The sequence below is a fragment of the Acinetobacter sp. ANC_7682 genome, from assembly GCF_056779795.1.
On sequence record NZ_JBWYIQ010000007.1, the window covers coordinates 46,958 to 65,539 of the forward strand.

The following is an 18,582-nucleotide window of genomic DNA, read 5'->3' on the forward strand; positions in this document are numbered from 1 at the left end:
TATATAGGCAGATGCAGCTGAACTAACAACAGACTGCATCTACCCACGGAGAGAGACATGGCAGAACGCCTTAATAATGACTTTCAATTCCTGGATGTCGCACGCCAAGATCCAGAGAAAAAAGATCTCAACGTCCGCAAAGCTGAGTTTGTGGAAATTTATAAACCTTTTACAGCCGAAGTTGCGAAAAACCAAACACATCGCTGTTTAGGTTGTGGTAACCCTTACTGTGAATGGAAATGTCCAGTACATAACTATATTCCAAACTGGTTAAAACTGATTGCTGAAGGTCGTATTTTTCAAGCAGCAGAGCTTTGCCACCAAACCAATACACTACCGGAGGTGTGTGGTCGAGTTTGTCCTCAAGACCGTTTGTGTGAAGGTGCATGTACACTAAATGATGGGTTTGGTGCGGTGACCATTGGAAATGCTGAAAAGTATATTAATGATACGGCATTTGCATTGGGCTGGCGTCCTGACATGTCTCATGTCAAATGGACAGATAAAAAAGTCGCGATTATTGGTGCAGGCCCTGCAGGTCTAGGTTGTGCGGACATTTTGGTGCGCAATGGTGTTAAACCTGTCGTATTTGATAAGCGCCCAGAAATAGGTGGTTTGCTGACCTTTGGTATCCCTGAGTTTAAGATGGAAAAGGACGTGATGAAACGTCGTCGTGAAATCTTTACAGGCATGGGGATTGAATTCCGTTTAAATACAGAAATTGGCACAGACATCACCATTGATCAATTGCTTGCTGATTATGACGCTGTCTTCATGGGTATGGGAACATACACATACATGAAAGGTGGTTTCGCAGGTGAAGATTTGGAAGGTGTTTATGATGCCCTTGATTTCTTAATTGCCAATGTGAATCGTTGCCAAGGTTGGGAAAAAGATCCTTCAGAATTTATCAGTGTGGAAGGTAAGAAAGTTATTGTACTTGGTGGCGGTGATACTGCTATGGATTGTAACCGTACTTCAATCCGCCAAGGTGCAACATCTGTCACTTGTGCATACCGCCGCGATGAAGAAAACATGCCAGGTTCACGCCGTGAAGTTAAAAATGCGCGAGAAGAAGGTGTTGAATTTCAGTTCAATCGTCAGCCGATCGAAATCGTGGGTGAGAATGGAAAGGTCACAGGTGTTAAATTTGTGACGACTCAACTCAGTGAGCCTGATAGTCGTGGTCGTCGCAGTCCTGAACCGATCCCAGGTTCAGAGGAAATCTTACCTGCTGATGCAGTGCTGTTGGCCTTTGGTTTCCGTACAAGCCCTGCAGAATGGTTTAATGATGTAAGTATTAATTTAGATGGTTCAGGTCGTGTCGTTGCTCCTGAGCATCAACAATACAAGTTCCAAACTTCTAATCCGAAAATCTTTGCCGGTGGAGATATGGTGCGTGGTTCTGACTTGGTCGTAACTGCGATTTGGGAAGGACGTCAGGCTGCTGAAGGTATTTTAGATTATCTTGATGTTTAAACGAAAACATGCCTTACAAAAAATCCTACTTCGGTAGGATTTTTCATTTATATGCATGACTTGTTTGACAATCTCTTGTTGAATATTCAAAAGTATCCAATTCAAGAACTATCTTAAGAATCATGTAATTAAATTAAAAAAGAGAATGGAGTTGTAATTTAATTTGCGACTTTATTGGCAAAAAATATAATTTATTTGTCTGTGTGGTTATTTTTGCAATATTAAATCTGATTTATTCTGACAGTATGAATAAGAAATGCTATATCCATATAGGCTCTAAAATGACAACTACACAAATCGCCAAAGATAAATCTTATTTAAATCGTCCAAAAGCGATTGGGATTACCGTACGACGTTTAAATTATAATCCTAAAGCCATTCGACGCCATTTTTTCGCGAATTCTCCAGTCATGTCACATTTGTTGACAGCACTTTCTTCTACCTTTCCAATTGGTGAACAATTTTTTGTTCATAGTGTTCGTAATGTACGAGATAAAGTGAAAGATGAAAAATTACAAGCGCAGATTGCAGCCTTTATTGGTCAAGAGGCGATGCATTCAAAAGCACATGCGGAATTTAATGACGCTTGGCGCCGTGATGATTATCAACTTGATAACTTTCAAGCATGGTTAGCGCGACGCGATGAATTTATTCGTACTACCCATCCAAAATTGCAGTTAGCAATTACCTGTGCTTTTGAGCATTTTACAGCGTTATTGGGTGGTTATATTCTTCGTCATCCTGAAGTGCTGTCGACCTTAGATGAAGATGCAACTAAGCTTTGGGTGTGGCATGCAATTGAGGAAATCGAGCATCGAGCAGTTGCATTTGATGTCTACCAAGCGGTATATAAAGATACCAAAGTGCGCCGCAATATTATGCGTAGCGTAACCACAGGTTTTGCGAGTCTTACATTTTATTCAGCAACTCGATTATTTTGGCAAGATCGTCGAAAAAGCTTACCGAAGGTCAGTGGAAACTTATATGGTATTTACTTAATTTCTAAAATGATGATCGAACTAATTCCAGAATATCTATCATATTACAAAGAGGATTTTCATCCTTCTGAAATTGACTATACGGATATCGTGAATCATTGGAAGGCCAAATTAGCTGAAGAATATCAAGTGGAAGGCTTCCAAGAGCATTCCCAACCTGTACTGTATAGCTAATAAAAAACCTAGCGAAAGCTAGGTTTTTTATTACTTAGATGAATCTTGATTAAACTGACGCATTCTTCTTTGGCGCTGCCAAGGGAGGGGGCGGTCGAGTGCTTCAGGAACATCACCTGATGTAGAGCGTAAACGTAAATGTAATGCAGCTTGTGCAATTAAATTTGCCGATACAGGCGCCGTAATAAAGGCAAGTAATGTAATCAGTAGTTCAGCAAACCCTAAGCGACTATGAAAGGCTGAATAAATCATAGCTGCTATTAAAAAACTACCTAAGCCTAATGTGCTCGACTTTGTAGGGGCATGCAGACGCATGAAAAGGTCAGGCAATTTCACCATTCCAATTCCACCTACAAGTGTAAAAAAGGCACCATTGATCAGGAAGAAGGAAACTAAGATTTCCATAATCAGCTGAATATTCATAGTTTTCTCCTAGTCCACCACATGGCCTGTCGTAAAATAGCGAGCTAATGCTGCTGTCGATACGAAACCGAGCATGGCTACCAATAGTGCACCTTCAAATAAAGAGGTGCTAGCCCAATAAATTCCTAGAACCACAACTAAACACGTAGCATTCAGAAATAAAGTATCTAATGCAAGTAGTCGATCAACCATTGAAGGACCGATTACAAGACGGATTAGACAGAGCAACATTGAAATCGTAATTCCAATTAAGCTAATTCCCAATACATAAGGAAGAATGATCATTGAGAATCTCCTTGCTGTTTTACATGGAAAATTGCGATGAGAGGCGCTTCGTAGCGCTGTTTGATTTCTAAAATATCAGCCTCTGGATTGTCTGTATTAATCGAGTGAACAAGAATATCTCCACGTTCTTGGTCGATTCCAGCACTGACTGTACCAGGAGTAGTCGTAATGATCATTGCCAGTAAACTGTTTACTTGGTCATGATCCGTATCTAGAGGTACCCGATACCACTTAGGGTGTAGACGATCAGTAGGTCCTAGGACTTGTTTAGCAACACGAATATTACTGATGATAATGTCCCATAACACAACAAAAACCAGTTTAACTGCTAAATCCCAATGAATATTGGGTGTACGAACGATAAAAGGTTGTACTAGCTTAGGAATGACTAAACCAATAAGAATAGCAACCAATATATCAAACAACGCTGCGCTGTTAGCCAACATCAGCCAACTGATAGCCACGATAACTGAAACAAAAGGATGTGGCATGATTCGATCAAATAGAGAGCTCTTTTGTATCATTTACTGCTCCATCGGTTGAAGCTTAGATTGGGCTTCTTCAGGTTGTCGCTGGTTCAATTCTTGTTCTTTGATTTGACGGCGCTTGAACTCTGAGATGTGTTCGCCCTCAAGTGATTTTTCACTTATAACATGTGGAATATAATGTGCATTTGGGTCTGCAAACTCTCCGCCGTATTTTGTTTCTGGAAGATAATTGGGATCAAATGGTTGTACACTAATTACTTCACCACGTTCATCCATTTTTAAAACAGCAGTAATATATTGTTCTGAATCATTTAACTGATTTGCAGTTTGTTGAATATACAGTGTGACTGGATGAGCAAATATCACATAAGCGATTAAACTTATAATAAAGACAAAAATTGTGGTGTCATTACGTGGAGGTGCCTTGCTTGGTAACTTTTGATATTCATGATAAGACTCTTGATTAGGGTCATTTTCTGGTACAGTTGAACGCCATAAAATAACGAATCCTAAACGAGTGAAAGCTATGATACTAAGCAAGCTCACAATCAGAATGACAATAATAATGAGCAATTGATAGCTAGATACAGAGGCCGCTTGAAGGATAAATACTTTTCCAAAGAATCCACTGAAGGGTGGAAGTCCTGCCATCATGAGTGCAATAATGAAAAAGCAAATCGAAACTAGCGTCTGCTGTTTCATGATTGGTGCGATTTTTAGATGATCTTTGAATGCACCACGCTGCGAAGTAATCCAACCGCATAGCAAGTAGAATGCAGCGGCAATAATCGTACTATGCACGAGGTAATATAGCGCTGCAGCCCAAGCATCTGCAGTCATCAGAGAAAGGGCGATTGCAATCGTTCCTATAGACGATAGGATCATGAAACCAACAAAACGACGCATTCGCTCTGCACCAATCGCACCAATTACACCATAAATAGTCGTAATTAAACCAATTGGAAGCAGCCAAGTGCTGAGAATTTCTCGCGAAAGCTCATCGGTGAATACGGTTCCATTCACACGTAAAATGGCATAGATACCCACTTTGGTCATGATGGTGAATAATGCGGCTACAGGGGTCGTGGCGACGGCATAAGTTTTAGGTAGCCATAGTCCGACAGGGAGGATTGCAGCCTTGATACCAAAGACTACAAACAGCATTAATCCGCCTGCAACTGCCATATTGTACTGATCACCTTCAAGTGTACGTACAATTCGACCCACATCAGCCATATTCAGGCTACCAGTATTACCATAAATCATCCCTAAGCCAATCAAAAAGAATGCAGACGCTAATAGGTTGATCGTTACATAGTGAATACCAAGTTGGAAACGTGCTTTGCCTTGACCATGTAGAAGCAATACATATGAAGCCATCAACAGCACTTCAAAGAAAACAAACAAGTTAAATAAGTCGCCTGTTAGAAATGCACCACATAATCCCATGAGTAAAAAATGGCTCATTGCATGGAAATAGCGTCCACGTTCATCCCATTCTTTACTTGCAAACCAAATAATTGGTGTCGCAAGAGCATAGGTGAGCACGAGCATAAAGGCTGCCAAACGATCTAGTACAAGTACAATGCCAAAAGGAGCTGACCACTCGCTTAAACTATACACATAGATCTGACCAGAGTTTGCCTGAATTAAGTAAATGATTGCAGTCGCTAAACCAAGAAAAACCGATGTTAAACTGATTCCACGACGCCAAGGTTGACGCCAGTCATGCGCTAAAGATCCTGAACCTGGATTACCCAATAGCACTAAAATAAATGCAGTAAATGTCGGAATTAAAATACTTAAAATTGGCGAGTGGGTGAGCCATAAATCATAAAAATTCATCATTAAGGCTCATCCTCTCTTGGGTCTGTATTGATTATTTCTTCTTTAGAGTCAACATGATCAGTACCCGATTCATAGCGACTTCTCAATGCTAGTTGCACGATAAAAGCAGTTGTGGCAAAACCGATTACAATTGCCGTTAATACAAGTGCTTGAGGTAATGGATCTGTAACTTGAGTGGCATTGGTTAAAATCGCAGGTGAATTTAATTGAATCCGCCCCATTGCGAAGAGAAATAAATTGACTGCATACCCTATCATGGCCAAGCCTAGTACTACAGGGAAAGTGCGGGCACGTAAAATCAGATAAATACCAGTGGCAACCAATAATCCAATAGCGGAGGCGAGTAAAAATTCTAAACTAATCATTCTTTACTCCTTCGGTACAGGGCCGGTGATGCTTGAGTTGCGTGAGTCGCCTAAAACGGAAATCATGAGCATTGTTGCACCAACGACTGTGACATAGACACCAACATCAAATGCTGCAGCAGATGGCAAATGCATTTTTCCGAGAATGATCGGCTCTACATAAATATGAGCACTGGTCAGGAATGGTCGACCCCAGAACCACGCAGCGACCCCAGTCAGACCAGCAATAGTTAAGCCAGTACCAATCCAAATTTCATAAAGACGCCCAGACTTTGCTCGTAAGAGTTGTTCAGTGTGATCTTGACCTAGTGCAATGTACTGAATCACAAGCGCCATTGATGTAATGAGACCTGCGATAAAGCCACCCCCTGGAAGATTATGTCCGCGTAAGAAAATATATAAGCTGACGACTAAGGCAATCGGAAGGACCCAAGATGCGGTCATTCGGAACATCAACGGTGATGGATTAAAGCGATAGGTTAAGCCTTGTGTAATGGTCGTACCATGAGCACGCATTCCATCCATTAAACACAGTGTCCCAATCGCAGCAATACCCAGTACTGTGATTTCACCAAAGGTATCAAATCCACGGAAATCGACTAAAATTACGTTCACAATATTTGAACCACCACCGAGCGGTAGAGATTGTTGAACAAAGAACCATGAGATTGAATTGTGATCACGCGTTAGAATCATCCAAGTGATCCAACCGATTCCTAGGCCTCCGATGATTGCAATAACCGCATCTCTCCAACGACGAGTGCGTGAAGATTCATAAGGCGTAAGTTGTGGTAAGAGGGACAGACTCATCAGAAGTAAAACAGTTGTGACAACATCGACTGTGATTTGTGTGAGTGCCAGGTCTGGTGCTGACATCGTAACAAAGACCATCGTCACGACAAGACCGATTGCTCCACTGATAAGAACGGCTTTAATGCGTTCATGGTGAAACCAAAGCATCATCCAGCACGCTGAAAACAGTAGTAACCAAAGCACGATTGCAACCAATGGTGCATGCGTCAGTTCGCGTGTACCTGCATAAATACCTTGACCAATGAGAGGCATGGAGACTAAAGCAACAGCAAAAATTAATATCCACAATAAATAGTTTTGTAGAGAACCTGTTTCTGTTGCTCTTTTTAATTTTCGCGAATTTAAGAGCAAATGTTTGAGAAAGAGATCAAACAGGACTTTACCTTGAAGTTTGCCAAGTATTGGATCAAGGTCAATGTCACGAATTCTACTGTTCTTCGCAAGACTAAAATAAAAAATAATACCGCCAATCAATGCAATCGCACTCATCAATAAAGGCACGTTAAAGCCATGCCAGATTGCTAGATGTACGCCTTCAAAAGCTGGAAGGTTGGTGCTTGCTCGTGCACCAGCATTGACGATATCGCCTACTAAGAGCGCTGGTAATAGACCAACTGCAATACATAATGTAGCTAATAAAATTGCAGGTGCACGCATACCAATTGGTGGTTCATGCGCATCTTTATTTGGAATCGCTTTGCCTAAATCACCATCAAAAAATACGCCATGAACTAAACGAACAGAATACGCGACAGCAAACAGACCCGCGAGTGTTGCAATAATTGCTGCGAAGACACCTATACCACCTGAGAGATTCGCTAATAGTTCAGTAAAGAACATTTCTTTAGATAAGAATCCATTGGTCAGTGGTACACCAGCCATTGAGGCTGCTGTGATCATGGTTAAAGTCGCTGTAAATGGAAGTAACTGCCATACCCCACTGAGTTTTCTTAAATCACGGGTACCTGTTTCATGGTCGATAATGCCGGCGATCATGAATAATGCTGCTTTAAAGGTCGCATGGTTAATGATATGAAAAATAGCTGCAGCCACAGCGAGTGGTGAACCAATCCCCAGTAAGCAAACGATCAAGCCTAAATGACTAATGGTGGAGTAGGCGAGCAAACCTTTTAGATCTTCCTTAAAAATGGCAAAGAATGCGGCCATACATAAGGTAAATAAACCAATGAATGTGACGAGGTTATGATACAGAGCAGAACCAACAAAGATCGGCATTAAGCGCGCCAGTAAGAAAATTCCGGCTTTAACCATTGTCGCTGAATGCAAATAAGCTGACACGGGTGTTGGAGCAGCCATTGCATTTGGCAACCAAAAATGGAAAGGGAATTGAGCACTTTTGGTGAATGCACCTAAAAGAATAAGGAGCAAGGCTGGCACAAATAAATGACTCGATTGAATCTGCGCCGTCATATTGAGGATTTGATCAATTTGATATGTGCCAGTGATTTGACCTAATAGAATAAAACCACCGAGCATGGCTAAACCACCCATACCCGTGATGGTTAAGGCCATTCTTGAGCCACGCTGTGCTGCTTCGTAGTTACTCCAATAACCCACTAAAAGAAATGAAGAAATACTGGTCATTTCCCAAAAGACAAGAAGAATAAGTAAATTATTAGAAAGTGAAATGCCGAGCATGGCGGCCATGAACAGCATCAGTAAGAAATATAGCTTACTTAGACAGTTTTTATGATTTAAATAATAATAAGCATAAATATAAATGAGTGTCCCAATCCCTGTAATAAGGAGGGAGAAGATCAAGCCTAATGCATCAAGTCTAAAGCTTAAGTCGATACCAAACTGTGGTAACCATGACCAATGTTCAGAGATGACTTGACCTTGAAAGACGTCTTTGGCTTGAGTCAGCAACAAGATAAAACTTGTTAAGCTGACTCCAATTGCCCCTAATGCTGTAGCCCCGCGAGAGATTTTTTGCAGCCAGAGGACAAGAAAAGTGCCAAGTATTAATGGTAACAATATAATAATCGGTAGCACACTCGTATCCATAGAGTTGTAGGCCGGAACCTATGATGAGTTTTATCTTTCAAAAGCTTGAGGATGGCAAAGAGTCATCCAACTACTTAAACTTTGAAAGCCGAACGAATTTTAAAAACAAAAACAAGTTGTGTTGCGCAACTTGGAAAGCTAATGCAAAGAAATAGACATTTTTTGATTAAAAAATGAATGAGTAGATTTTATTACATGTATAAAATTACATCAAACTTTTTAGCTACACAATTCAGAATTATAGCGAAAAAAAGCTTAAATTTCTGTTTAAATTGAGTGAGTCATACCCGATTAATTCATCTAATTCCAATCAATTAGGGTGATGAAATACTTGATAAATCTCCAGCTTGGAGATACTCAATAAAGCGCTGTTTTTCTGACACTGATAAATTTTTGAAGTATTCAAACAAACGCAAGCCATCAAGCGTATCAGTAGATCGACTCACTTCAGTGATTTGATCATCTTGTAAATCATTAGCCATGAGTTGAGCAAATAGTTCATCATATTGTTCCCTGATTTGGTTTTGTTCTACTTCAACAATTTTTCGATTTTCTAACTTAAAATGTTGTACATCTACTTCATTGTTTAAAATCAATTCAGAGCATGCAGATGCGATAATTTGAATTTGTGGGAATGCTTCATGCAAACGGCTGAGTACGTTTTGCACAAAATCTTCATCTACTTGAGCATCAATATTGTCAATTAATAGAATGCCTTCACCATCAAGGCATGGGTCAATACTATGAGGATTCAGGAGACAAAGTCGTCTGACAATATCACCTACTAAACACAACCATTGACGATACGAATTAGATAATTGCGAAAAAGGAATTTCTTGACCATTTTGTACCAGCATCAATTGGATCTTGGGCGTGTATTCAATATAAATGTCACTGATCGATGGGAATAATGTCTGGATGGCTTTCTTGAGTGTTTTGAGTGATGGTAGTTGCATCTCTGCTTCAAGATTCAATAATTTTGCAACTAAATCCTCTTGGTCATGATGAGAGGATAATTTTTGATTGGTTTGAATTTTTTGAAAAACTTGTGCTAATCGTGCATTTTCGATGTCACTAATTTCACGAAACCATTCGAAGAACCGAGCAAAGGTTGTATAAGGGAGTGATGCAAGTTCGTAGGCTGCATGTGTTTGTAATACAGCAGGATTATTTTTGCTTAGCAAATTAACTTCGTTGATAAAGCGATCAGAAGGATAATAGGCCACCATAGGCATGCCTTGAGCAGGATCTTGTTTGATCGCTTGTTGATAAAGATGAACGAGTGATTCTAATTGAGTCGTTAGCGCTTTACTATGGCCTACACCTTTACTGGTTAATGTTTTATAGAGTTGCCATTCGCACAAACCCTCTTCATTGTTTTGCACGGTCGCAGCCTGTTCAATAGATCCAATATCCGTGGGATATTGAACACAAATATCTATTTTGGCTTGAATGTGTTTGTGCTTAATATCCGAATCAAGCATGACTACACCAGCGGTTCTTAAATCTTTGGCGCGTGCAGCAAACCACGTTAAAGCTTGATAAATATTTTTAATAATCGCAGTTTTACCAGAGGCCTGATCACCTAAAATAATAGATATTGGTCGTTGAGTTGGATCAAATTTAATTTTTATATCTGAAAAATGATAACAGTGACGTAACTGAATAGATTGAACTTTCATATTTTGCCTGCAACTTATCGTAGGGGATTATGCTGTTGCTTTCGTTTTAATAGTGGATTTAAGTTTGAGTTGTTGTATTAAATCATAAATATGATGAATATTTAAGCTGCTTTTTGCTCGTGTACATGCAACATAAAGTAAACGTAATTCTTCATCGCTAATTTTATGTTCTAGTCCATTAATTTTAAATTGGTAATCATCTTCTAAATGCACGCGATTCCACTCTAAACCTTTGGCTTTATGAGCGGTTGAGATTACATAGTCCGCTTGTTCAATGGGTGTGATTTTGGCAAGTGCTCGTTTGAGTGGGTCTGTACCATGTTCATCAACCAATTTAACCAACGGCTTGATATCACTACCATCATTTGTTTCACAATATTCATGCACATCATGCCAAGAGTTGAACCAAGCTAACTCTGGAACGTCCGTTACTCTTTTACCTTGTTTAAGTAAGCTTGCAGCGTCAACAAAGCGATTTAATTTCGCATGATCGGCTTGCAGGCTCACTTTGTCTCCTTGAACTAATCCTGAGAGTAAAAGTTCCATCGCGCGTGCGTTAGTACGGCATAAAATCGCATCTCGCATTTTGGTATGAGGCTTGTTGACGACTTTTGATTGGAGTTCGGGATTGCCAATCAATGGAACAGTCTCATTGAGTGCGCCTAATAAGTGATTAGCAACTTCAGCAATATCATCACCAAAACGGAATGAAGTGGTTAGGCGCGATTCGGGTAAAGGCATTTGTTGCATTGCATTGACTGCCCCACGCCATGCATAAATTTGTTGATGTGCGTCGCCGACATAGATGACTTGCGTACTTTTTTGTTTGAGTAAAATCCCTAGCATGAGTGGGTCAGCATCCTGTGCTTCATCAAACAATACATAGTCTGCGGGTATAAAAGGATCTGATAAAGCCCATAATTTGAGATAGATATCATGTCCAATGCCAGCCTGATGATTAGGGTCGATTGATTCTAACCAACGACGTTCGACTGCAGGATAAAGGTGTTGCTGCAATACCGCAATATCGTCAGCATGTAGCCAACTTGGTGCTTGAATATGGCGGGGTGCAGGATATTGCGAGCTTGTTGAACAGAAATAACTAACAGCATTTGCAACTAAGCCCGCCAAACGACTAGGCATAAGCGCATATTTTTCGTAACGCCCCCCCATGAGTCGGCGTAATGTGATGGGTTGCAAACGGTATTCTTTGGCAATAAAGCTCGGGCTCAAGCGTGGGAGTCTAAGTTTATCTGTCACTCCACGTGGAACGCTTCGAAATGCTAAAGAGTGGAATGTACGACAATCCACGCGCTGATGAAATTTTTGTTGAGCCTCGCTGGCAATCGCTTTGTTAAAGGCAAGATACATACCGCGACGCTGTTGCATCGCATCACTGACTAATTTAAGCGTTGTTGTTTTACCTGTACCTGCATAGGCAATCACTTTGAAGGATTGACCAGATTGCGCTTGTTGAATCGCAATTTCTTGTTCTAAGGTAGGTTTGACAATGACAGACACAGGTTAATAAATCTTCAATGGTTTTAAAATGATCAGTGAGTATAGCAAGAATTTACAAAGGGGAGAGTTCAATCTTCTTCTTTTTGGATGGGGAGTCTTCGGCGACTTAAAAAGCCGAATTAAATAAAAAAGCCATGTTTGAACATGGCTTTATAAGAGTAAATTAATGCGTGCGATTCGCTTTTTCAACAAGTCCTGATAGACCCTGACGTCGTGCAAGCTCATTTAAAACGAGTTGAATATCAAGATCGAAGTAACCCAGCATGACTATGGTATGGAACCAAACATCAGCAACTTCATAAATTAAATCATTTTGGTGATCCAGCGTCGCTTCTTGTTTGAAATCTTTAGCAGCAATTACCGTTTCAAAACTTTCTTCACCAATTTTTTCTAATATTTTATTGAGACCTTTATGATAAAGCTTTGCCACATAAGAAGAGTCAGGATCTGCAGATTTACGTTCTGCCATCATTTGACCAAGATAATGTAATACATCGACTTGCTCAGCTTGAGCTGTTGATGCATTCATCACTTTACTATGCGCATTCTCAGACTTTTCGCCATAAATTTGGTTCGGATCTTTCAATTGAGCGTCTACAATTTCCCAACCGTTTGATGTTAAGCGGCGATAAAAACATGATTCACGTCCCGTATGGCAAGCAATGCCACCATGTTGCTCAATTTGAAGAACGATCACATCAGCATCACAATCTAAACGAATTTCATGCACAGTTTGGAAGTGACCTGATTCTTCGCCTTTATGCCACAATTTGCTGCGTGAACGAGAGTAGTAAACAGCTTGATTTTTTTCTGCTGTAAGTGCCAAAGACTCACGATTCATCCAAGCCACCATCAACACTCGACCTGTTTGATGATGCTGAGCAATGGCAGGGATTAAACCTTGTTCGTTAAATTTTACTTCATCGAGCCATTGCGTATTGTTCATAAGGATTTCACCAGAATTAAATGAGACACTACAAAATTGTAGGTCATTAGTTTAAGCGAATAAATCTTTGTAGGGGAGAGTAGAAATTAATTTATTTAAGATCTTGCATATATTCTTCAAAGTTTTGCTTATGGATCATTTCTAAGAATGCATCCCCTAAGCGTTGACTTTCAGCTACAGACTGTTTCCAAAGCTCGATTCGTTTTTTTTGATCAAGCCCTTTCAGTGTGAAATCTTTGCGATCAGGAAGACGTCCTAAAGGAAGTGATCTTAAATAAGACTCAGAGGGTGCAATCAATACGGTTCGTGCTTGATATTCAGCATTAGATCTACGTTTTTTGAGGAACTTATCGAACCAACCCGGTGTTATTTGATCTGTAAAATGAGGGTATAGGACAATCCCATGACTCGGTAAAGGTAGATCAATATGATAATCGATTAGCCCGCCATCACGATAAGCAGCGACATCTGCACCTTCGATATTTCTGACCGCCGGCATCACAAATGGAATGGATGCAGATGCCATTAACCAATCTTCTAAATTTTTTTCAGTCAACGCATAATCAAGGTGTTCGAATTCATTTTTGATGAGTGAAAGTCGTGAAGCGTTGTGTGGTTGGGCAATTGTACGTTGCATGAAGTGCCCAATTTTAGCTCTCGAAAAAGTATTGAGACCGATAATGCCAGCGACTGCACGGGCAAGCATAAGAGGGTGATCACTTTGAAATTTTTTCGATGACTTTACTGCCAAAATAGCCAGATGGTAGTCGGGATGATCAATAATTTGATTGGTTTTACCTTGAAGGAGGGCTTTAAGCATGCCGCGACAGACGTCTCCAACTTCAATAATATTCATCTTAGGTCGAAATTCAAGATGGGTATATAAGTCTGCTAATTTGGATGTGCCTGCTTGTGCACCATGCGCTGCAATACTTGCAAAACGCCAACTCCCAATGGATGAGCCAATTAAAGTCCGTTTTTTGGGTGCTTGAGCAAAGAACTCACCAAAAACAGCTTGGTCCAATCCTTGAATTCCAATACCTTTGGGACCACCTGCTGCTCCAGGAACAAAATCAACCGCACTGGCTTGTAGACCTTGTTCTTGAATGATCTTTTTTGCTTTATAACCTACATGAATATTCAAGCAAGGTTGAGTGTTTTTGAGGATATGTGTCATAAGCAATTCAGCGACTAAAACCTATTGAAGTAGTAAGTTTTGATATGAGATAGTGAACTTATTTCACCATACGCCAAATGGCAATAAAGGATGCCAATACAATTAAAATCATGGAGATAAACCATGGTGCGATCACAGCAATTGAGAGCAGAATTGCGATTACACTTCCGAAAATCCAACTACGCTTTTGCTGATGCTCCATTTGTAAGCGCAGCGTTTGAAGTTCATTCAATTGTTTAGCATGCCATGCAGACTGATTTTTTAAACCGTTAAGACTGTCAATCAGTAAAGTTGGTAAATCCTGAGCACCTAATAATAAGTCGGGAATTTTTTGTCCTAATTCTTTAATATTTTTTTGAGGGTTCATTTGGGCTTTAACCCAATCCGTTAGAATTGGTTTTGCTAACTTCCAAATATCTAATTCAGGATAAAGGTCTGTACCTAAGCCTTCAACATGTACTAAGGTTTTAAGCAATAACATCAGTTGCGGTGGAATTTCTAAATGAAAACGTCGAGCGATGTCCATCACTTGGATCAATATGCCTGCGAAATCTAACTCATGCATCGGTTTCGAAACCATAGGTCCTACTGTACGACGCATTTCACGTGCTAAAGCATCTTGATCCGTGCCTGGTGGAATCCAACCTGCTTGATGCACAATCTGAATCAATTGCATGAAATCACTGTTCATGACTGCCAGCAACATACGTGCTATCGTCATTTGATCATGCTTGGAAAGCTCGCCCATGATGGCGCAATCGAGCGCAATAAATCTTGGATTTTGCGGATTAATCGTTTCTACGAAAACATTACCCGGATGCATATCTGCATGGAAAAAATTATCGCGAAACACTTGAGTAAAGAAGATTGTTAAGCCTTTTTCTGCTAAGTCTGCACGGTTCATTCCTAAACGATCAAAGGTCGCAGTATCTGAGATAGGCACACCGGTGATGCGCTCTGCCACCATCACATCCAGACTATCCATATACACTTCAGGCACATACATCATACTTGAGCCAGTAAAATAATGGCGCATACGTCGTGTATTTTCGGCTTCAAGAGTCAAGTCGAGTTCATTTAAAATGATTTGACGATAATCTTGAATAATTTCTGATAGATGTAAAGCACGGGCAGCTTCTAGCCTTTTTTCTAAATAGTGACCAAGCCATTCTAAAATTTCAAAATCTTGAATAATTTGAGCACGTATATTCGGGCGAGTTACTTTCACGACAACTTCACGACCATCGTGAAGAGCAGCGGTATGTACTTGAGCAATTGAAGCAGCAGCTAGCGGCTTATCATCGAAGCGCGTAAATAATGTGGAAACATCTGCTTTAAGCGAATCTTGAATTCTTTGCTTAGCCACTCCAAAATCGAAAGGTTTAACACGATCTTGTAATAACACCAATTGTTGTAATATTTCTGGTGGAATTAGATCGCGACGCGTAGAGAGGAGCTGCCCTAATTTAATTGCGAGTGGCCCCATTTCTTCTAAAGCTTCTTTAAGCTTTAAAGGATTTTTACGTTCTCGACTAGAAAGTGCAGCAGGATGCAAACGTATAAGATTCAGCAGGGGGCGAACCTTTGCAGGAATATCTTCCGCAGGAACCAACGTGTCGAGTCTATAGTGCGCAGCTATACGCCAAAGTTCGATTAAACGTCTAATGTGCGGAATCATATATGCAATTACCTGAAATCTACGAAGGGTTAAATTTTGATTTTAAAAGCTGAATTTTTGCTTCTAGTCGATCAATATCTTGATTAAGCTGGCGAGTTCCATGGAGAAGATCGTCCATTTGCCAACGTGGTGCGAATAGTCCGGTATCTTCTTTTAAAAAGTCTTCCGCAAAAAAAAGATGAGATTGAAGTGACTTAATTAAATGTTGTGGTGCTAATTGAACCTTGCCGATTTGACTTGCAAGATTAGGTCCGATCCAATCACTTAACTGTGAAGCGAGATCTGGCTCAGCATTTTGTATAATTTTTTGAATGTCTTGCAGAAGGCGATAGTCACCTTGAACGGGAATATTGCCAATGTCATCTGCTAGAAATAGTTTGCACAGGTCGACCACATTATTAACATGCAATGTGGAATCTGCTTCAGTAATCGTGTGAGCTTGCTCCCAAGGCCGCTGTTCGAAAATAGAGGGTTGAGTGCTATGACCTGTTATTGTTGGTTCTAAACGAATTTTATTTTCATCAAAAAACACATCAACAGAAAGTTGTGGTGTATCAATCACAACACGAAGCATTTTCCCTTGTAATTGGTTAAATTGGATACGAGTAATCGCATCCAAATTAATCCAATGATGTATGGTTTTTTCAACTGCACCCAGTGCTAAGATTGACCACATGACGAAGTGCTACCTGCGGTTAGAGTTTAAAACCACGGTGAACTGCAACAATACCACCTGTTAAATTGTGATAATCGCAGTTTTGGAAGCCCGCATTTTCCATCATGCTTTTCAATGTGCGTTGGTCTGGGTGCATACGAATTGATTCAGCAAGATATTTATAGCTTTCAGCATCATTTGCCACAATTTTACCCATGATTGGTAAAGCAGTGAATGAGTACAAATCATAGAGTTTTGAGAAAGGCTCAAACACTGGTTTTGAAAACTCTAATACAAGTAAGCGACCACCTGGTTTAAGTACACGATACATTGCTGCAAGCGCAGCATCTTTGTCTGTTACATTGCGCAGACCAAAACTGATGGTGAGTAAATCAAAACTGTTATCTTCGAAAGGCTCGAGGGTTTCAGCATTCGCCAGTACAAAATCAACGTTGGTACAACCCGCGTCGATCAGACGGTCGCGACCTACATTCAGCATGGATTCATTAATATCAGATAATACAACATGCCCAGTAGGACCAACTTCACGGCTAAATACTTTCGCTAAATCACCAGTACCACCAGCGATATCTAAAACGCGTTGCCCACGGCGAACGCCAGACATATTAATGGCAAAACGTTTCCACAAACGATGAATACCAAATGACATTAAGTCATTCATGATGTCGTATTTCGCGGCAACTGAATGGAAAACTTCAGCGACTTTTTGCGCTTTCTCTTCAGAATTTACGGTTTTATAACCGAAGTGTGTCGTTGGTCCAACGTTTCCAGTATTCGCACCACGTGGCAAATTATATTTCGGTACTGAAGAATGTACTGGCGTATCTGTCAGTTGCTCTTGTAGCGATTGTTGCTGACCTTGAGGTGCGCCAGTTGGTAATGGATCTGTTAAAAAAGGACTCACGTTGTCTTTATTATTTGCCGGCTCAACCTGAGCATGAGGCTGTTGATTTTCATTAGACATTCGAGTCACTCCTGAACACAAATAATATTAAATCTGAATTAAACTGCATAATGACAGATTCTTAAGTTTTTTTCAGTCTAGATTATGCAATTGATATGAATAATATACAGAATTAAAGCGAAGTTTCATCCATGAAATGACAAGATGTTCTTTTATTTTCGATATTCTGACCAGACGCTTTTACGCTTTTTCGGCTGATCAGAATCTTGGCTGATGAATTTTAATTAAGCGATTTGGAAGGGATTTTCTTTCCCTGAGTGTACATTATTCACAATGATTCGCTCTTTTTCAGTAAAATTCCGAATGAAGGTCGCAGCCGATTTCATTGGTTTCATAGCGACAAAGCCTTCACCAATAAAGTCATACATCAGTTCAAAATTATATTTGCTTGCTGCACCTTTACACATTTTAAACGCTGTGTGCATGATGAATGAACGCATGTATTTGTCCAGACTTAGACCGAGCTCATCCAACAGATTGAGTTGTTCATGGCGCGCTTGCTCTTGATCTAAAGCCACTAAAGTTTCACGCATCATTTCATCAGTAATTGGTTGGTCTTTTGGATAATGTTGGAGTAAATACTGTGCAACTTGTTCATCCAATTGCATTGCCAAGACCGCTAGTCCTACAGACTTTAATCCGGTTTTAATGGCATTTTCTGGAATGATTTTTTCAGCTTTGTGTGCGTATTTTAGTAAACGTTCGATTTGCAATGCTAGGTCATCAAATTCTGGGCCACCATAAAGACGGTTAATAAAATATTGAGCCATCAGCTTATTTTTATCTTCAGCGAATAACTCAGCATGTGTTTGAAGTATGCGCTGTTTTAGCCAATTTTGAGCACCATTTAACCTTTGTTTAAGTGCCGGATCCTGATGATAATTGAGTTGTTTGTATTGTTCTAAAAGTTGATCTAATGCAGCAAGTTTGGACATGTTCTAGCTCAATTAAAAGGACTGAAAAAAGCATAATAGGTTGGATTGCGCTCGACTATGACTGTTGAAATCTAAAATAAAACCTTTCAGGTCAGTCATGGA

16 protein-coding genes are annotated in these 18,582 nt (G+C 40.1%); 2 read left to right on the forward strand and 14 right to left on the reverse strand.

Annotation, left to right across the window (positions count from 1 at the left end):
* Window positions 1-57: 57 nt before the first annotated feature.
* Window positions 58-1,479, forward strand: a complete 1,422-nt coding sequence (locus AC1M9D_RS04470; RefSeq protein WP_035263992.1) for an FAD-dependent oxidoreductase — start codon at window positions 58-60, stop codon at window positions 1,477-1,479.
* Between the two features lie 281 nt (window positions 1,480-1,760).
* Entirely contained in the window at window positions 1,761-2,651 is an 891-nt protein-coding gene (locus tag AC1M9D_RS04475; protein WP_481611586.1) for a metal-dependent hydrolase, read from the forward strand.
* 30 nt (window positions 2,652-2,681) lie between these two features.
* On the opposite strand, the gene AC1M9D_RS04480 is transcribed toward AC1M9D_RS04475, so the two are convergent.
* The 14 genes from AC1M9D_RS04480 to AC1M9D_RS04545 all read right to left on the reverse strand — a co-directional run bounded on the left by AC1M9D_RS04480 (window position 2,682) and on the right by AC1M9D_RS04545 (window position 18,480).
* On the reverse strand, window positions 2,682-3,068 hold the full coding sequence (locus AC1M9D_RS04480) for a Na+/H+ antiporter subunit G (protein ID WP_092767413.1): 387 nt from the start codon (window positions 3,066-3,068) through the stop codon (window positions 2,682-2,684).
* A 15-nt stretch (window positions 3,069-3,083) separates the two neighbouring features.
* Window positions 3,084-3,359 (reverse strand): monovalent cation/H+ antiporter subunit F, encoded by a 276-nt coding sequence (locus AC1M9D_RS04485; RefSeq protein ID WP_092767266.1) that lies wholly within the window; start codon window positions 3,357-3,359, stop codon window positions 3,084-3,086.
* Window positions 3,356-3,880, reverse strand: coding sequence for a Na+/H+ antiporter subunit E (locus AC1M9D_RS04490; RefSeq protein ID WP_416224323.1), 525 nt, complete (start codon window positions 3,878-3,880; stop codon window positions 3,356-3,358). The genes AC1M9D_RS04485 and AC1M9D_RS04490 overlap by 4 nt, the downstream gene beginning before the upstream one ends.
* Window positions 3,881-3,883: 3 nt before the next feature.
* Window positions 3,884-5,695, reverse strand: a complete 1,812-nt coding sequence (locus AC1M9D_RS04495; RefSeq protein ID WP_481611587.1) for a monovalent cation/H+ antiporter subunit D — start codon at window positions 5,693-5,695, stop codon at window positions 3,884-3,886.
* Window positions 5,695-6,060, reverse strand: a complete 366-nt coding sequence (locus AC1M9D_RS04500) for a Na+/H+ antiporter subunit C (RefSeq protein WP_092767259.1) — start codon at window positions 6,058-6,060, stop codon at window positions 5,695-5,697. The genes AC1M9D_RS04495 and AC1M9D_RS04500 overlap by 1 nt, the downstream gene beginning before the upstream one ends.
* Window positions 6,061-6,063: 3 nt before the next feature.
* Window positions 6,064-8,901: a monovalent cation/H+ antiporter subunit A gene (locus tag AC1M9D_RS04505; RefSeq protein WP_481611588.1), complete on the reverse strand. Its 2,838-nt coding sequence runs from the start codon at window positions 8,899-8,901 to the stop codon at window positions 6,064-6,066.
* Between the two features lie 314 nt (window positions 8,902-9,215).
* Window positions 9,216-10,583 carry an AAA family ATPase gene (locus AC1M9D_RS04510; RefSeq protein WP_481611589.1) on the reverse strand — a complete coding sequence of 456 codons (1,368 nt, stop codon included), beginning with the start codon at window positions 10,581-10,583 and terminating at the stop codon, window positions 9,216-9,218.
* Between the two features lie 27 nt (window positions 10,584-10,610).
* Window positions 10,611-12,104: a UvrD-helicase domain-containing protein gene (locus AC1M9D_RS04515; protein ID WP_481586744.1), complete on the reverse strand. Its 1,494-nt coding sequence runs from the start codon at window positions 12,102-12,104 to the stop codon at window positions 10,611-10,613.
* A 163-nt stretch (window positions 12,105-12,267) separates the two neighbouring features.
* Window positions 12,268-13,050, reverse strand: a complete 783-nt coding sequence (hisIE, locus tag AC1M9D_RS04520; RefSeq protein ID WP_092767251.1) for a bifunctional phosphoribosyl-AMP cyclohydrolase/phosphoribosyl-ATP diphosphatase HisIE — start codon at window positions 13,048-13,050, stop codon at window positions 12,268-12,270.
* A gap of 91 nt (window positions 13,051-13,141) precedes the next feature.
* Window positions 13,142-14,227 (reverse strand): patatin-like phospholipase family protein, encoded by a 1,086-nt coding sequence (locus tag AC1M9D_RS04525; RefSeq protein ID WP_092767249.1) that lies wholly within the window; start codon window positions 14,225-14,227, stop codon window positions 13,142-13,144.
* 58 nt (window positions 14,228-14,285) lie between these two features.
* Window positions 14,286-15,905 (reverse strand): ABC1 kinase family protein, encoded by a 1,620-nt coding sequence (locus AC1M9D_RS04530; protein WP_092767247.1) that lies wholly within the window; start codon window positions 15,903-15,905, stop codon window positions 14,286-14,288.
* A gap of 19 nt (window positions 15,906-15,924) precedes the next feature.
* On the reverse strand, window positions 15,925-16,581 hold the full coding sequence (locus AC1M9D_RS04535) for a ubiquinone biosynthesis accessory factor UbiJ (RefSeq protein WP_092767245.1): 657 nt from the start codon (window positions 16,579-16,581) through the stop codon (window positions 15,925-15,927).
* Between the two features lie 19 nt (window positions 16,582-16,600).
* Window positions 16,601-17,545, reverse strand: coding sequence for a bifunctional demethylmenaquinone methyltransferase/2-methoxy-6-polyprenyl-1,4-benzoquinol methylase UbiE (gene ubiE / locus AC1M9D_RS04540; RefSeq protein WP_035264034.1), 945 nt, complete (start codon window positions 17,543-17,545; stop codon window positions 16,601-16,603).
* 224 nt (window positions 17,546-17,769) lie between these two features.
* Window positions 17,770-18,480 carry a DUF8198 family protein gene (locus AC1M9D_RS04545; RefSeq protein ID WP_092767243.1) on the reverse strand — a complete coding sequence of 237 codons (711 nt, stop codon included), beginning with the start codon at window positions 18,478-18,480 and terminating at the stop codon, window positions 17,770-17,772.
* Window positions 18,481-18,582: the final 102 nt, after the last annotated feature.

What these genes read in the sequence shown, in the direction of transcription:
- hisIE (WP_092767251.1), bottom strand. Translation starts at nt 13,050, where the DNA reads ATGAACAATACGCAATGGCTCGATGAAGTAAAATTTAACGAACAAGGT.
- AC1M9D_RS04535 (WP_092767245.1), bottom strand. Translation starts at nt 16,581, where the DNA reads ATGTGGTCAATCTTAGCACTGGGTGCAGTTGAAAAAACCATACATCAT.
- AC1M9D_RS04475 (WP_481611586.1), top strand. Translation starts at nt 1,761, where the DNA reads ATGACAACTACACAAATCGCCAAAGATAAATCTTATTTAAATCGTCCA.
- AC1M9D_RS04500 (WP_092767259.1), bottom strand. Translation starts at nt 6,060, where the DNA reads ATGATTAGTTTAGAATTTTTACTCGCCTCCGCTATTGGATTATTGGTT.
- AC1M9D_RS04510 (WP_481611589.1), bottom strand. Translation starts at nt 10,583, where the DNA reads ATGAAAGTTCAATCTATTCAGTTACGTCACTGTTATCATTTTTCAGAT.
- AC1M9D_RS04505 (WP_481611588.1), bottom strand. Translation starts at nt 8,901, where the DNA reads ATGGATACGAGTGTGCTACCGATTATTATATTGTTACCATTAATACTT.
- ubiE (WP_035264034.1), bottom strand. Translation starts at nt 17,545, where the DNA reads ATGTCTAATGAAAATCAACAGCCTCATGCTCAGGTTGAGCCGGCAAAT.
- AC1M9D_RS04485 (WP_092767266.1), bottom strand. Translation starts at nt 3,359, where the DNA reads ATGATCATTCTTCCTTATGTATTGGGAATTAGCTTAATTGGAATTACG.
- AC1M9D_RS04525 (WP_092767249.1), bottom strand. Translation starts at nt 14,227, where the DNA reads ATGACACATATCCTCAAAAACACTCAACCTTGCTTGAATATTCATGTA.
- AC1M9D_RS04495 (WP_481611587.1), bottom strand. Translation starts at nt 5,695, where the DNA reads ATGATGAATTTTTATGATTTATGGCTCACCCACTCGCCAATTTTAAGT.
- AC1M9D_RS04470 (WP_035263992.1), top strand. Translation starts at nt 58, where the DNA reads ATGGCAGAACGCCTTAATAATGACTTTCAATTCCTGGATGTCGCACGC.
- AC1M9D_RS04530 (WP_092767247.1), bottom strand. Translation starts at nt 15,905, where the DNA reads ATGATTCCGCACATTAGACGTTTAATCGAACTTTGGCGTATAGCTGCG.
- AC1M9D_RS04545 (WP_092767243.1), bottom strand. Translation starts at nt 18,480, where the DNA reads ATGTCCAAACTTGCTGCATTAGATCAACTTTTAGAACAATACAAACAA.